Origin of the sequence: Roseateles saccharophilus (assembly GCF_031458095.1) — a bacterium.
Classification (GTDB): Bacteria; Pseudomonadota; Gammaproteobacteria; order Burkholderiales; family Burkholderiaceae_C; genus Pelomonas; species Pelomonas saccharophila_A.
Map to the genome: position 1 here is coordinate 1,183,561 of NZ_JAVDXU010000002.1, position 14,387 is coordinate 1,197,947.

The window sequence follows — 14,387 nt, forward strand, 5'->3', positions numbered from 1 at the left end:
CCCATCATGGACGAGCACTTCACCCCACCCTCTCGCTGGCGCTCTCCCCAGGGCGTCTTCATGCTCCTCGCCGGTGCTGTCGGCGTGTACTACCTGCTCACGGAACACCTGGCCCATCTGGGGCAGGCGGTGCCCTATCTCTTCCTGCTCGCCTGCCCGCTGATGCACCTTGCCCACGGACATGGGCATCACGGCCACGAGCCATCGAAGAGCGGCTCCCTGCCCGAGGAACATCCTGGGCATCGATGAAATGACAAGCTCCCCGGCCGGCCGGGTCAAGGCGGCGGAGCTGGCCTGCGGCCTGGGGGCTCTCTTGCGGCTTTGCTGCCGCCGCCTGGCAAGGGCCGCTTGACCTTCCGGCAATGGGAAGGCTCAAACTGCAACAAGACCAACGGAGAGCGCATGGAGCCGTCCAACACCCCCCACCGTTCGCACACCATGCCTGACGGCACGGTGATGGAGGGCGAGCAGTGCGACCCCGCTGCCCATGCGCACCACCACCATGGCGACCCGGCGCATACGCCCGTGGTCGCCGCACCTTCCCCGCAAGGGGGCCAGGGAGGGATCGAGTACACCTGCCCGATGCACCCGCAGGTGCGGCAGCGGGGCCCGGGCAACTGCCCCATCTGCGGCATGGCACTGGAACCCTTGGTCGCGACTGTCGATCAAGGCGAGAGCCCCGAACTGCGCGACATGACACGCCGGCTCTGGGCCGCCACCGCACTCACCGCACCGGTATTCGCGCTGGAGATGGGCAGCCACCTCTTCAACATCCACCATCTCATCGCCCAGAAGTCATCGAACTGGGTGCAATTGCTGCTGGGCACGCTCGTCGTGCTGTGGGCCGGCTGGCCGTTCTTCACCCGCGCCGTGGCGTCGGTGAAGAACCGGAGCCTGAACATGTTCACCCTCATCGCGCTGGGCACGGGTGCGGCCTGGCTCTACAGCCTGATCGCGACGCTGGCGCCGGGACTCTTCCCTGCCGCATTGCGTGGCGAAGGCGGTGCGGTGGCGGTGTACTTCGAGGCCGCGGCCGTCATCGTCGTGCTGGTGCTGCTGGGCCAGGTGCTGGAACTTCGGGCACGAGAGAAGACGACTGGCGCCATCAAGGCGCTGCTCGGGCTGGCGCCCAAGGCGGCGCTGAGAGTCCGTCCCGACGGCACTGACGAGACGGTGCCGGTGGATGTCATCCAGGTCGGCGACCTGCTGCGCGTGCGTCCCGGCGAGAAGGTGCCGGTCGACGGCGAACTCACCGACGGCAAGGGCAATGTCGACGAGTCCATGGTCACGGGGGAAGCCATGCCGGTCGCCAAGGCTCCCGGGTCCAAGGCCACGGCCGGCACGCTGAACCAGACCGGTGGCTTCGTCATGCGGGCCGAGAAGGTCGGTGCCGACACCTTGCTCTCGCAGATCGTCCACATGGTGGCGGCCGCCCAGCGCAGCCGCGCACCCATTCAACGCATGGCCGACCAGGTCGCCGCATGGTTTGTCCCTGCGGTCATCCTTTGCGCGGCCCTGACCTTCGCTGCCTGGCTCGTCTTTGGCCCGGCTCCCGCCTTCAGCTATGCCCTCGTCGCGGCGGTGTCGGTGCTGATCATTGCCTGCCCCTGTGCCCTGGGCCTGGCGACGCCGATGTCCATCATGGTGGGCGTCGGCAAGGGGGCCCAGCAGGGCGTGCTCATCCGCGACGCCGAGGCCCTGGAGAAGATGGAAAAGGTCGACACGCTGGTGGTCGACAAGACAGGCACCCTGACCGAGGGGCGCCCCAAGGTGGTCACCATCGAGGCGGCGCAAGGTTTCTCGCAAGAGGATGTGCTGCAAAAGCTGGCCAGCGTCGAGCGAGCCAGCGAGCACCCCCTGGCCCTGGCCATCGTGATGGATGCGCAAGGCCGCCAACTGCGGCTGTCGCAGGTCAGCGATTTCGATTCGCCGCTCGGCAAGGGCGTCGTCGGCACCGTCGACGGGCTGTCCATCGTGTCGGGAAGCGCCAAGTTCCTGGCCGAGCAAGGCATCGACACGAGCGGGCTGGCCGCGCCTGTGGAGCGGCAGCGACAGAAAGCAGCCACCGTCATCTTCGTCGGCATGGGCGGCAAGCTGGCGGGATTCGTCGCGATTGCGGATCCCATCAAGCCGACGACACCCCAGGCGCTGCAAGCGCTGAAGGCTGCCGGCGTGCGGGTCGTGATGTTGACGGGTGATGGCAGGACCACGGCCGAAGCGGTGGGGCGAGAGCTGGGCATCGACGAAGTGGTGGCGGAGGTCTTCCCCGAGGACAAGGCGGCTGTCGTGAAGCGACTGCAGGCCGAAGGGCGCGTCGTCGCGATGGCGGGCGACGGCGTCAACGATGCCCCCGCCCTCGCGCAAGCCACGGTCGGGATCGCGATGGGAACCGGCACCGACGCGGCCATGGAGAGCGCAGGCATCACGCTGGTCAAGGGCGACCTGATGGGCATCGTGCGTGCTCGGACCCTGTCGCTCGCCACGATGCGCAACATCCGCCAGAACCTCTTTCTCAGCTTCGCCTACAACGTCGCTGGCGTGCCGCTCGCGGCCGGCCTGCTGTACCCCTTCTTCGGCGTGCTGCTGTCACCCGTGGTGGCGGCTGCGGCGATGGCGCTGTCGTCGGTCAGCGTGATCGGCAATGCGCTGCGCTTGCGCACGGCAAAGGTGGAGTGACGAGCCCGCGACGCCTGCGGCTTGAGCGCTGCCCTGCAGCGTCTGTCCACAATGGCACGATGAACCTCCGCCGCCGCCTCGTTCTTCTCGCCGCCCTCGTCTCGACGCTCGCCACCGCCGAGCCGATCTATTTCCCGCCGCGCGGCGACTGGCAGCGCGCCGAGCCGGCAGCGACAGGCCTGGACGCCGCCAGGCTGGCCAAGGCTATCGCCTACGCCCAGGCCCACGAGAACCCGGCGCCGCGCGACCAGGCCCTGGCGCTGGCCCAGAGCTTCGGCAGGAATGAGCCCTACTTCGGCGGCCAGATCGGGCCGACGCGGGAGCGCGCCGCCATCAACGGCCTCGTCATCCGCCGCGGCAAGGTGGTGGCGGAATGGGGCGACACGCGGCGTGTCGACATGTCGCACAGCATCACCAAGACTTTTTTGTCGACGGTGGTGGGACTGGCCTGGCAGCAGGGCCTGATCCGCAGCACCGACGAGCGCGCGGCCGAGTCCATGCCACCCGGCGTCGACCTCTTCACCTCGGCCAAGAACGCGCCCATCACCTGGGAGCATCTGCTGCGCCAGACCAGCGACTGGCAGGGCACGCTGTGGGGCAAGCCCGACTGGGCCGACCGCCCCGTCGGCAAGACGCCCGAGGACTGGCCCCATCGGCCGCTGTACGAGCCCGGTGCGCACTACAAGTACAACGATGTGCGTGTCAATGTGCTGGCCCTGGCCGCCCTGCAAGTCTGGCGCCGGCCGCTGCCCGAGGTGCTGCGCGAGCAGGTCATGGACCCCATCGGGGCCTCCAGCCGCTGGCGCTGGCACGGCTATGACAACTCCTGGGTGGAGCTGGACGGCCAGCGCATGCAGTCGGTCTCGGGCGGCGGCCACTGGGGCGGCGGCCTGTTCATCGACGCCTGGGACATGGCGCGCTTCGGCTATCTGCACCTGCGCCAGGGCGAATGGCAGGGCCGCCAGATCGTCTCGCGCGAGTGGATCGCCAAGGCACGCACGCCCGGGCCGGACAACGCCGAATACGGCTATTGCAACTGGTTCCTCAACACCGGCCGCAAGGCCCTGCCGGCGGCGCCGGAAAGCAGCGTGACCTTTCGCGGCAATGGCCAGAACATCATCTATGTCGACTGGGAGAACGATGTCGTGGCCGTGGTGCGCTGGATCGACAACGGGCCCGCCCTGAACGAGTTCATCGCGAAGCTGCTGGCGGCGGTGAAGCGCTGAGAAGGACGGGGCTGGACGTTTAGCATCGGGCTCTCACGTCCTGAAGGAGTCGCGCCATGGGCTTGCGCCGATCCGAGGTCCTGCACATCGCCGCAGCCGCGCTGCTGGCCCCCTGGGCGCTGCGCGCCGGTGCCGCCGAGGAAGCGCGCCGCAAGCCCGACCTGGGCGACGCCGCCGAAGGGAGTTACGCGGGCGATGTGATCTCGGACTCCAAGGGCTCGTCCAGGAGCGACGTGACGCTGACGGTCACGCGCATCGGCAGGAACCTCGTGCGCATCACGTCCGACTATCCCCGGCTGCCCGTGGTCGAGGTGCCGCTGACCGGGGTCATGGGCAAGATCCTGCAGGCGCGCGGCGACAGCGTCTTCCTGCTCGACCGCTCGCAGTCGCCCGCGAAGCTGGACGTCAGCTTTCTCAACGAGGTGAGCTGGTCGGGGCTGAAGCGCTGAAGCGCCTCAGTCGAGATAGGTCCAGCTGTCCGCGCCGTCGAAGCGGCGCACCTGCACGCCCTCGAGCAGCCTCGGATCGAAGTTGTTCAGGTTGACGCCGTGGCGGGCGCCGGCCTCGGGCTCCAGGGGTTCCCAGTGCGTCGAGCAGCCGCAATGGGCGCAGCGCAGATTGCGCAGCGTCTTGTCGCCCCAGATGTATTCGGCCGTGTGCTCAGGATGACCTTCCACGTTCACCGTGCCGAACTCGTAATAGGCCCACACGCCGCCGATGCGGCGGCAAATCGAGCAGTTGCACTTCGTCGCCTTCTCGGGCGCGAAGGGCAAGGTGAGGCGCACGGCGCCACAGTGGCAGGCGCCCTCGAGCAGGGGCGGAACGATAGCGTTTTCGCTTAGGTCCATAGGATGATGCTTTCTGCCCAAATCTGGCCGCATTAGTAAGTGCACGCGCGCTATTGCTCGCTCCCCACTTTTGCAGGATGGATGGAATCCCGTAATTCAAACAACTGGTCGAGAAGTTGCTGAAGGTCGGCCATAAGCGTGTCTAACTGAGGTGACAAAGGACTGTCCCCTTTCGCTGGTACCAGCACGAATGCCGAATTTGGCTCGGCTGCCGTAACTTGCTTTATGCCCTCTGCCAGTGCAGCGATGCCAAAGACGTCGCCGGAGATGCGTGTGATGATGTCGACGCAAGAACCAGGCAGAAATCTATATCCATCTCGCTGCAGCAACGTTTCGTACCGATCCTCTATTGACTTGGCAATCTGAACTAGCGCGATGCGTGGCCGACCACCGTCGGTAAGAATCGCTTTGGCATAACCCACCCGCGCTCGGAGATCTTTAGTTATCGCGATCAAGTGGTGCGTGGTTCGGACGAGTTCTTGCCGGCGATCGTCTTCCCGAATGATGTTGTTGTTCGATAGCAATCGATTTGCCACGCGTACCGCTACGAGAACGGCCAAAAGCGGAACAGCCTGCGGAAGTAGCGGCCACACATCATCGAACTTGCGCTCATACACCAACATTGCTGCACGGACGGCGAATGCGGTCAGGAACGCGACCACTACATATGTCAACGCTCCGATGTCTCGATCGCTGCGCGTGTAGACCTTGACCAATGATTCAATCATTGCCTCTCCCTAACGAATGAATAGAGCTCCCATTCCGGCCTAGCCGCCGAGCAATGCGACGCCGTGTCAGCGAATCGCATTGTGTCTACTAGCGATAGCGATCCAGACCCGGCCTGGCCAGCGCCGCCAGCATCGCGACACCCGTGTAATGACCGACCAGCTGGGTGATCTCGATCAGCGCGGCCTCGTCGAAGTGGCGGCGCAGCGCGGCCCAGGTCACCTCGTCGACCTCCAGCCGCTGCACGAGGCCGTCGACGAGTTGCAGGACGGCCAGCAGCTCGGGCGCCCACAGTGCAGCAGCGGGCGTGGCCGCGCGCAGGTCGGCAATCTGTGCGTCACTCAGGCCCATGCGACGCGAGAGGGTCTGCTCGTGCAGGTTGAACTCGTAGTCGCAGCGCGCCATGGCGCAGGTGCGCAGGATGACGGCCTCGCGCAGCAGCGGCGCCAGGCGTTTGCGGTCGGCCAGGCCGGTGGGGCCGAGCAGGCCGCTGTCCACCATCTCCTTGAACAGCTCGCCATGGCGGGCCACGGTGAGGAAGATCTGCGGCGGCGGCATGCCGGCCGGCAGCAGCCGGTTCATGCGCTCGGCGAGGTCGGGCGGCAGCGGCAGGGCCTGGGGGGCGATACGGGGTGTCGGCTGGGTGTTCATGCTTCGAATTCAGAAGCGTTGGGGTGGGCGAACTCTAGCCGTTGTTGCTTCTAAAATCAAAGCATGACGACAAAACGCCTCGCCCAGCTGGTGGCGGCCACCGAGCCGGCTTCAGGGAAAGACGCGATCAATGCCGCGCTGGAGCTCTTCCATCGTCGCTGGACGCTGCGCATCCTGTGGGAGCTGCGCGCCGAGGATGTGAGCCTGAACTTCCGCGCCCTGCAGGCCGCCTGCGGCGACCTGTCGGCCTCGGTGCTGAACCAGCGCCTGGCGGAGCTGCGCGAGGCCCTGCTCGTCGAGCATGACCCCGGCAGCGGCTATCACCTGGCGCCGCAGGGGCGCTCACTGCTGGTGGCGATTGCGCCGCTGCTGAAATGGGCGCCGCAATGGGCGCGCGAGGTGCAGAAGGCTTCTTAAGCCGGAACCCGGACCGCGAGGCGGGCTCGCTCGATCGCGGCGATCAGCGCCTCTTCCGAATAGGGCTTGCCCAGCAGCTGGGTCACGCCGGCGGCCTGGGCCTCGGCCTGCTTGTCGTCGGAGGACGTGATCATCAGCACCGGCAGCTCGGCCGTGGCGGCGCTGGCGCGCACCTGGCGGGTCAGCTCGAAGCCGTCGATGCCGGGCATCTCGACGTCGGTGATCAGCACATGGGGGCGCTCGGCGGCCATCAGCTCCAGGGCCTGTTCGCCGCTCTCGGCCAGGGCGACGCGATAGGTCTGGCCGGCCAGCAGGCGGCTGATCTTGACGCGGACGATCTTGGAGTCGTCGGCCACGAGGACCAGAGTCTCGTCGGCGCGCAGCTCCCGGGTGGCTTGCGCGGCGGCTGCCGCAGCGGCTGCAGCCTCGGCGGCGGCGCGTTCGGCGGCTTCACGGGCGGCCTGCTCCTCGGCCTGGCGTCGGGCGGCGGCCGCGCGTTCGGCCTCGGCCTGGGCCGCCGCCAGCGCTTCGGCCTCACGGGCGGCGCGTTCGTCTTCCTGACGCTGCAGCTCGGCCGCCTCACGGGCTGCCTGTTCGCGAGCCAGGCGCTCGGCTTCGGCCTGTTGCTGGGCTTGCAGCTCGGTCTGGCGGCGCGCTTCAGCTTCCCGAGCGGCGGCTTCCTCAGCCAGGCGCTGGGCCTCGGCGCGTTCCTGGGCCAGGCGCTCGGCTTCCAGGCGGGCCGCCTCCTCGCGTTCGGCGCGGGCCCGTTCGGCTTCCAGCGCCTCTTCCTCGGCACGCTGCTGGGCCAGGCGTTGGGAGACGGCGGCTTCGACCTCGCGCAGGGCCTGGGCGTCGGCTTCCTGGCGCGGCGACATCTCGGACGCCACGCGCTGCGCTCGAGCGGCGTGCTCGGCCTGTTCCAGCATCAGGCGCTCGGCCTCGCGGCGCTGGGCGTCGGCGCGGGCCTTGTGCTGGCGGCGCCGGCCCAGCCACAGCAGCAACAGCACGACGGCGACCGCCACGGCGGCCAGGGTCCAGGTCAACAGCTCGTTCATCTTTCGGGGGGCGTGCGGGACTACAAAGTCTCACATCATCGGGCCAGTGGGTGTCCGCTTCGCGAACAGGCCTTTCGATGAGGACGCCAGGTGGCGTCGTTTGTCACGCCGCGGGGACGGAATTCAGCGCTGGGGCGGGGGCAGCAGGCCCGCCGTGTGGGTGGCGCTGCCGGGCGTGTCGTCTTCGCCGGGCACGAAAAGCGTCAGCACGCACGCCAGCACCGACACCACGAGGGTGACGGTGAACTTGAAGCGGGGTGACGTGGGCATGGCTCGATGGTGGGCCATGTCGCCGCGGCACGCTCCCCCTAACTCGCTGGTAAATGCTGACGGCGTGTTGGCAGCAGTCGACGGTATTGCCCCGGCGTGGTGCCCAGCACCAGCTTGAAGCGCTGGCTGAGGTGGCTGGCGCTGGCATAGCCGCAGGCGGCCGCGATGTCGGCCAGCGGCAGGGCGCTGCCGCTGAGCAGCTCGCGGGCGCGATCCAGGCGGCGGGCGGCCACCCAGTCGTGCACGCTGCAGCCCATGGAGGTGCGGAACATGCGCGCGAAGTGGAATTCCGACAGATGGGCCTGGGCGGCCAGCCGCGGCAGGCTCAGCTCGGCGCTGTCCAGGTGAGCGTCCACGAACTCAAGGACTCGGCGCCTGGCCGTGCTGGACAAGCCGCCGGCCGAGCGCTCGGCCCGCTCGCGCAGCCGTGGCTTGGCGGCCTGCAGCACCAGGCGGTCCAGGGCGGCCTGGCTCAGCGCGTCGATCTGCAGGCGCTCGGCCGGATCCTGCCAGTCCAGGCCAGCGACGCCGCGGCCCCAGGCGGCCAGCACGGCGTCCTCGCCGAAGATGCGCTGCTCCAGCGTGATGGCGCGGGGCTCGGCGTCCAGCAGGCGCACGACGCGACCAGCCCAGGCGTCGTCGGACAGATAGAGGTGGACGAAGCGCAGCGGCCCCGCCACGTTCCAGTGCGATTCATGCTCGGCCGGCAGCACGCAGTGGCAGCCGGGCGAGCCGGTCTCGCCGGGCGTCTCGACGAGGTGGGTGTCATGCCCGCCCTGCAGATAGACCGACAGGGTGTGGTGGCCGGGGCGGGCGTAGTCCATGCGGCCACCGTGGTTGCGCCATTGAACCAGGCGCAGGCCGTCGGCGAGGGCCACCTCGCGCTCGCGGCGCGCACTGGAGCGCCCCAGCACCTCGAAGATGGGCTGGTTGGCGGTGGCGCTGGCGAGCAGGGAGGCCATGGCGCAATGCTAGGGCCGTCGGCCTTTTCCCTGCCGGGCCGGGGCCAAGGATGCGCAGGAATCTGCAATCGCGAAGCCCACCGCGGCGCCATGCTGGCGGCATGAATGCCTTTCTCTACCTGCTCGTTGTGCTGATCTGGGGCACGACCTGGATCGCGTTGAAGTGGCAGCTCGGGCCCGTGCCCATCGCCCTGTCCATCGCCTATCGCTTCGGCTTGGCGGCCATCGTGCTGTTCGCCTGGCTGGCCTGGCGCCGCCAGTTGGTCGTGCCACGCGGCAAGGCTCTCACCTGGGTGCTGGCCCAGGGCCTGTGCCTGTTCTGCCTGAACTTCGTCTGCTTCCTGAACGCCAGCCAGACGGTGGCCAGCGGCCTGGTGGCCGTGGTGTTCTCCAGCGCCGCGCTTTGGAATGCATTGCTGGCGCGGGTGGTGCACGGGCGAGCCATCGCACCGCAGGTGCTGGCGGGCGGCGCGCTGGGCCTGGCCGGCCTGATGCTGCTGTTCTGGCCCGAGATCCGCGGCGGGCATGCCAGCGCCGCCGGCCTGGCCTGGGCCCTGGGTGGCACGCTGTGCTTCTCGACCGGCAATCTGCTGTCGGCGGCGCTGCAGGGCCAGGGGCTCAAGCCGGTGCAGACCAATGCCTGGGGCATGGCCGTGGGCACGTCCCTGCTGACGGCCTATGCGCTGCTGGCCGGGGTGCCTTTTGTGTTCGACGCGAGCGCCCGCTATGTCGGCGCCCTGCTCTATCTCGCCATCCCGGGTTCGGTCATTGGCTTCACGGCCTATCTGACACTGGTGGGGCGGCTGGGCCCGGAGCGGGCGGCCTACAGCACGGTGCTGTTCCCCGTCGTCGCGCTGAACGTGTCGGCCTGGGTCGAGGGCTACCAGTGGACGGCGCCGGCCCTGGTCGGCCTGCTGCTCGTGATGGCCGGCAATGTGCTGGTCTTCAGGAAGCCCGCCGCTTCTCGAACAGCGCCATCGCCTCGCCCACCAGCCCGCGCCTGAAGGCCAGCACGCAGACGATGAAGATCAGCCCGGTGACCAGGCTGACCGATTCGCCCAGGCTGTTGAACCAGGCCACGCCGGTCAGCTCGCCCAGCCAGTTGCCGAAGTCGCCGATCTTGTTCTCCAGCGCGATGATGACCAGGGCGCCCACCATGGGACCGACCAGGGTGCCCATGCCGCCCACCAGGGTCATCAGGATGACGAGGCCGGAGGTGGTCCAGATCGCGTCGGTCAGCGTTGCAAAGCCCAGCACCAGCGTTTTCGTCGCACCGGCCAGGCCCGCGAGTGCCGCGGACAGCACGAAGGCCAGCAGTTTGAACTGGGCCGTGTCATAGCCCAGCGACGTGGCGCGGGCCTCGTTCTCGCGGATGGAGGTCAGCACCTGGCCGAAGGGCGAGTGGACGATGCGGTAGATCAGCCAGAAGGCGGCGATGAAGATGACGAGCACGACGTAGAACAGCACCAGGTCGTTCTCCAGGTGCAGGCCCAGGAAGCTGCCGCGCGGCACCGACTGCAGGCCGTCTTCCCCGCCCGTGAACGGCGCCTGGAGGAAGAAGAAGTACAGCATCTGGGCCAGGGCCAGCGTGATCATCGAGAAATAGATGCCCGAGCGGCGGATGGCCAGCAGCCCGAACACCAGGCCGACGACGGCCGCGCCCGCCATGCCGGCGATCAGCCCGACCGGCGTCGGCAAGCCCCAGACCTTGAGCGCATGGCCGCAGACATAGCCCGCCGTGCCCAGGAAGGCCGCGTGGCCGAATGACAGCAGGCCGGTGAAGCCCACCAGCAGGTTGAAGGCGCAGGCGAACAGCGCGTAGCACAGCACCTTCATGACGAAGACGGGATACACGCCCAGCGCCGGCAGCAGCGCGATGCCGACGAAGAGGGCCGCGTAGCCGATGAGCTTCTTGTGGTCGTTCATTTCTCTTTTCCGAACAGCCCGGCCGGACGGACGAGAAGCACGATGGCCATGACGACGAAGACGACGGTGTTGGAGGCCTCGGGGTAGACCACCTTGGTCAGCCCCTCGACGATGCCGAGACCCAGGCCGGTCAGGATGGAGCCCAGGATGGAGCCCATGCCGCCGATGACGACGACGGCGAAGACTACGATGATGAGGTTGGTGCCCATCAGCGCCGACACCTGCAGGATGGGCGCGGCCAGCACGCCGGCGAAGGCCGCCAGGGCCACGCCGCCGGCATAGGTCAGCGTGACCATGCGCGGCACATTGATGCCGAAGGCCTGCACGAGCTTGGGGTTCTCGGTGCCGGCGCGCAGCTTGGCACCCAGCGACGTCTTCTCGATCAGCGCCCAGACGGCGAAGCAGACGATGAGGGAGGCGACGACGACCCAGGCCCGGTAGTTGGGCAGGATCATGAAGCCGAGGTTGGTGGCGCCCTGCAGCGCGTCGGGCACCTGGTAGGGCTGACCCGAGACGCCGTAGAAGCTGCGGAACACGCCCTCGATGACCAGGGTGATGCCGAAGGTCAGCAGCAGGCCGTAGAGATGGTCCAGCTTGTAGAGCCACTGCAGCATCGTGCGTTCGATGACGATGCCGATCAGCCCGACGGCAAAAGGCGCGAGACCGAGCATGAACCAGTAGTTCAGTCCCAGGTATTCCAGCCCCATCCAGGCGAAGAAGGCCCCCATCATGTACAGCGCCCCGTGGGCGAAGTTGATGATGTTGAGCATGCCGAAGATGACCGCCAGGCCCAGGGACAGCATCGCGTAGAACGAGCCGTTGACCAGGCCGAGCAGCAGCTGGCCCAAGAGGGCCGGCAGGGGAATACCGAAGATCTCAGTCATCGCGCCCTCAGAGCATCACTTCTTGACCAGCGGGCACTTGGAGTCGGCCAACTTCGTGAACGCCTCTTCGCCGGGGATGCGGGTGACCACCTTGTAGTAGTCCCAGGGCTCGGTCGATTCCTTCACCGACTTCACCTGCATCAGGAACATGTCGTGGATGCCGCGGCCGTCCTCCTTGCGGATGGTGCCCTTGGTGTAGAAGTCGTTGATCGGCGTGTCCTTCATCTTGGCGATGACCTTGTCGGCGTCGTCGGTCTTGGTGGCTTCGACGGCCTTGAGGTAGTGGGTCACGGCCGAGTAATCGGCGGCCTGCAGCGACGAGGGCATGCGCTTCATCTTCTCGAAGAAGCGGCGGCTCCAGGCGCGGGCCTCGGGGCTCTGGTTCCAGTACCAGGAGTCGGTCAGGTACATGCCCTCGGTCGTCTTCAGGCCGAGGGAGTGCACGTCGTTGATGAACATCAGCAGGCCGGCGAGCTTCATGCCCTTGGTGATGCCGAACTCGTTGGCCGCCTTCACGGCGTTGATGGTGTCGCCGCCGGCATTGGCCAGGCCCAGGATCTGGGCGCCCGAGCCTTGCGCCTGCAGCAGGAAGCTGGAGAAGTCGCTGGCGTTCAGCGGGTGCTTGACGCTGCCCTTGACCGTGCCACCGCTCTTCTGCACGACGGCCGCCGTATCGGCCTGCAGGGCCGCGCCGAAGGCGTAGTCGGCGGTCAGGAAGTACCAGCTCTTGCCACCGGCCTTGGTGACGGCCGCGCCCGTGCCGTTGGCCAGGGCCACAGTGTCGTAGGCGTAGTGGATGGTGTAGGGCGTGCAGTTGGCATTGGTCAGCGCCGAGCTGCCGGCGCCGATGGAGATGAAGGGCTTCTTCTTCTCGGCCGCGACGGTGGCGATGGCCAGGTTGACGCCCGAATTGGTGCCGCCCACCAGCAGGTCCAGGCCCTGGGTGTCCATCCATTCACGCGCCTTGGCGGAGGCGACGTCGGCCTTGTTCTGGTGGTCGGCAAAGATCAGCTCGACCTTCTTGCCCGCCGCCACGCCCTTCAGGTCGGCAATCGCCATCTTGATGGCCTCGACGCCGCCGGCGCCGTCGATGTCGGCGTAGACGCTGGACATGTCGGTCAGGAAGCCGATCTTGATGACGTCGCCCGAGATCTGCGCATGGGCGGCGAGCCCGCAGCTGGCGAGGGTGGCGGCGATAAGGGTCTTCTTCATGGTTTGTCTCCAGTGGGGTGTCGGGTTAGACGCTGAGCAGCTCGTCCATCTTGGCCTGGTGGGCCGGCAGTTCGGCTGCGGGAAAGGACAGCACGACCTCGCCGTGCTCGATGACGATGAAGTGGTCGGCCAGCGGCGCGGCGAAGCGGAAGTTCTGCTCCACCATGACGATGGTGAAACCCTGCTTCTTCAGCTCGCGGATCATGCGGGCCAGGGCCTGGACGATGACGGGGGCCAGGCCCTCGGAGATCTCGTCCAGCAAGAGGATGTCGGCCCCCGTGCGCAGGATGCGGGCCACGGCCAGCATCTGCTGCTCGCCGCCCGACAGCCGCGTGCCGGGGCTGTTCTTGCGCTCCGCGAGGTTGGGGAACATCGCGTAGATCTCGGCCTCGCTCATGACCTTGCCGCGCTTGGCTTTCAAGAGCGGCGGCAGGCGCAGGTTCTCTTCGGTGGACAGCGACGCGAAGATGCCGCGCTCCTCGGGGCAATAACCGATGCCGAGGTTGGCGATGCGATGTGTGGACAGGCCAATGGTCTCTTCGCCATGGACCTTGATCGAGCCCTTGCGCGCGCCGGTCAGGCCCATGATGGCGCGCAGCGTCGTCGTGCGGCCGGCGCCGTTGCGGCCCAACAGCGTGACGACCTGGCCGGGCTGCACGCTCAAGGAGATGCCGTGCAGGATGTGGCTCTCGCCGTACCAGGCGTTGAGGTTGGTGATCTCAAGAGCGGGAGTCGCCATCAGTGCGCTCCTTGGAGTTCTGTCGCTTCGGTGCCCATGTAGGCCTCGAGGACGGCCGGGTGCTTGGACACGGTGGCGTAGTCGCCCTCGGCCAACACGGCGCCACGGGCCAGCACGGTGATGCGGTCGGCAATGCTCGCGACGACCTTCATGTTGTGCTCCACCATCAGCACGGTCCGACCCTCAGCGACGCGCTTGATCAGCGCCGTCACGCGGTCCACATCCTCGTGGCCCATGCCCTGGGTGGGTTCGTCCAGCAGCATCAGCTGCGGCTCCATGGCCATGGTCGTCGCGATCTCCAGCGCGCGCTTGCGGCCATAGGGCAGGTCGGCGGCCTTGACCTGGGCCATGTCGCGCAGGTCGACCAGCTCCAGCAGGGACAGCACCTTGGCGTCCAGCGTCTTCAGGCCCGTCAGCCCTTTCCAGAAATGAAAGCTGGTGCCGGTGAAGCGCTGCAGGCCGATGCGGACGTTTTCCAGCACGGTCAGATGCGGGAAGACGGCGGAGATCTGGAAAGACCGGATGACGCCGCGGCGGGCGATCTGGGCCGAGGACTCGCCGGTGATGTCGTGGCCCGCAAACACGATGCGCCCGCGCGTCGGCGTCAGGAACTTGGTCAGCAGGTTGAAGCAGGTGGTCTTGCCGGCGCCGTTGGGGCCGAGCAGGGCGTGGATGTGGCCGCGCTGCACCTGCAGGTTCACGGAGTCGACGGCGGTGAAGCCTTTGAACTCCTTGGTCAGGTCCTGGGTCTCGAGGATGAAATCGCTCATGGCGTCTCGGAGTGGATGCGCGACT

At 67.5% G+C, this 14,387-nt stretch carries 17 protein-coding genes; 6 read left to right on the top strand and 11 right to left on the bottom strand.

All coding sequences use genetic code 11. The annotated features are described in order from the left end of the window. Positions 1-6: 6 nt before the first annotated feature. The 4 genes from J2X20_RS18300 (at position 7) to J2X20_RS18315 (ending at position 4,351) form a co-directional block, all read left to right on the top strand. Positions 7-249 (top strand): DUF2933 domain-containing protein, encoded by a 243-nt coding sequence (locus J2X20_RS18300; RefSeq protein WP_310267452.1) that lies wholly within the window; start codon positions 7-9, stop codon positions 247-249. A gap of 189 nt (positions 250-438) precedes the next feature. Beyond that, the gene (locus J2X20_RS18305) at positions 439-2,676 is read left to right on the top strand and encodes a copper-transporting P-type ATPase (RefSeq protein ID WP_310267454.1); all 2,238 of its coding nucleotides are present in this window, start codon (positions 439-441) and stop codon (positions 2,674-2,676) included. 59 nt (positions 2,677-2,735) lie between these two features. Further along, positions 2,736-3,902: a serine hydrolase domain-containing protein gene (locus tag J2X20_RS18310; protein ID WP_310267455.1), complete on the top strand. Its 1,167-nt coding sequence runs from the start codon at positions 2,736-2,738 to the stop codon at positions 3,900-3,902. Between the two features lie 56 nt (positions 3,903-3,958). Further along, positions 3,959-4,351 carry a hypothetical protein gene (locus J2X20_RS18315; RefSeq protein WP_310267457.1) on the top strand — a complete coding sequence of 131 codons (393 nt, stop codon included), beginning with the start codon at positions 3,959-3,961 and terminating at the stop codon, positions 4,349-4,351. A gap of 6 nt (positions 4,352-4,357) precedes the next feature. On the opposite strand, the gene J2X20_RS18320 is transcribed toward J2X20_RS18315, so the two are convergent. The 3 genes from J2X20_RS18320 to J2X20_RS18330 form a co-directional block, all read right to left on the bottom strand. Then, a complete protein-coding gene (locus tag J2X20_RS18320; protein WP_476453988.1) occupies positions 4,358-4,783 on the bottom strand; it encodes a GFA family protein in 426 nt (141 codons plus the stop codon). 17 nt (positions 4,784-4,800) lie between these two features. Then, a complete protein-coding gene (locus J2X20_RS18325; protein WP_310267461.1) occupies positions 4,801-5,478 on the bottom strand; it encodes a hypothetical protein in 678 nt (225 codons plus the stop codon). Between the two features lie 88 nt (positions 5,479-5,566). After that, on the bottom strand, positions 5,567-6,127 hold the full coding sequence (locus J2X20_RS18330) for a carboxymuconolactone decarboxylase family protein (protein WP_310267464.1): 561 nt from the start codon (positions 6,125-6,127) through the stop codon (positions 5,567-5,569). 63 nt (positions 6,128-6,190) lie between these two features. Between J2X20_RS18330 and J2X20_RS18335 the strand changes: the two genes are divergently transcribed. Next, on the top strand, positions 6,191-6,544 hold the full coding sequence (locus J2X20_RS18335) for a winged helix-turn-helix transcriptional regulator (protein ID WP_310267466.1): 354 nt from the start codon (positions 6,191-6,193) through the stop codon (positions 6,542-6,544). Here J2X20_RS18335 and J2X20_RS18340 read toward each other — a convergent pair. From J2X20_RS18340 to J2X20_RS18350, 3 genes are all read right to left on the bottom strand, one after another. Beyond that, positions 6,541-7,599, bottom strand: a complete 1,059-nt coding sequence (locus J2X20_RS18340; RefSeq protein ID WP_310267468.1) for a response regulator — start codon at positions 7,597-7,599, stop codon at positions 6,541-6,543. The genes J2X20_RS18335 and J2X20_RS18340 overlap by 4 nt on opposite strands. A 123-nt stretch (positions 7,600-7,722) precedes the next feature. Continuing rightward, positions 7,723-7,869 carry a hypothetical protein gene (locus J2X20_RS18345; RefSeq protein WP_310267470.1) on the bottom strand — a complete coding sequence of 49 codons (147 nt, stop codon included), beginning with the start codon at positions 7,867-7,869 and terminating at the stop codon, positions 7,723-7,725. 38 nt (positions 7,870-7,907) lie between these two features. Next, positions 7,908-8,831, bottom strand: coding sequence for an AraC family transcriptional regulator (locus J2X20_RS18350; protein ID WP_310267472.1), 924 nt, complete (start codon positions 8,829-8,831; stop codon positions 7,908-7,910). A gap of 101 nt (positions 8,832-8,932) precedes the next feature. Between J2X20_RS18350 and J2X20_RS18355 the strand changes: the two genes are divergently transcribed. Beyond that, positions 8,933-9,835 carry a DMT family transporter gene (locus J2X20_RS18355; protein WP_310267474.1) on the top strand — a complete coding sequence of 301 codons (903 nt, stop codon included), beginning with the start codon at positions 8,933-8,935 and terminating at the stop codon, positions 9,833-9,835. Here the strand turns inward: J2X20_RS18355 and J2X20_RS18360 are convergent. The 5 genes from J2X20_RS18360 to J2X20_RS18380 are packed head-to-tail and all read right to left on the bottom strand — an operon-like array spanning position 9,777 to position 14,362. After that, complete coding sequence (locus J2X20_RS18360) at positions 9,777-10,757, bottom strand: branched-chain amino acid ABC transporter permease (protein WP_310267476.1); 981 nt, start codon at positions 10,755-10,757, stop codon at positions 9,777-9,779. The genes J2X20_RS18355 and J2X20_RS18360 overlap by 59 nt on opposite strands. Continuing rightward, on the bottom strand, positions 10,754-11,641 hold the full coding sequence (locus tag J2X20_RS18365) for a branched-chain amino acid ABC transporter permease (protein ID WP_310267478.1): 888 nt from the start codon (positions 11,639-11,641) through the stop codon (positions 10,754-10,756). The genes J2X20_RS18360 and J2X20_RS18365 overlap by 4 nt, the downstream gene beginning before the upstream one ends. Before the next feature lie 15 nt (positions 11,642-11,656). Then, positions 11,657-12,853, bottom strand: coding sequence for an ABC transporter substrate-binding protein (locus J2X20_RS18370; RefSeq protein ID WP_310267480.1), 1,197 nt, complete (start codon positions 12,851-12,853; stop codon positions 11,657-11,659). Between the two features lie 25 nt (positions 12,854-12,878). Next, positions 12,879-13,592 (bottom strand): ABC transporter ATP-binding protein, encoded by a 714-nt coding sequence (locus tag J2X20_RS18375; RefSeq protein WP_310267482.1) that lies wholly within the window; start codon positions 13,590-13,592, stop codon positions 12,879-12,881. After that, positions 13,592-14,362: an ABC transporter ATP-binding protein gene (locus J2X20_RS18380; RefSeq protein WP_310267484.1), complete on the bottom strand. Its 771-nt coding sequence runs from the start codon at positions 14,360-14,362 to the stop codon at positions 13,592-13,594. The genes J2X20_RS18375 and J2X20_RS18380 overlap by 1 nt, the downstream gene beginning before the upstream one ends. Positions 14,363-14,387: the final 25 nt, after the last annotated feature.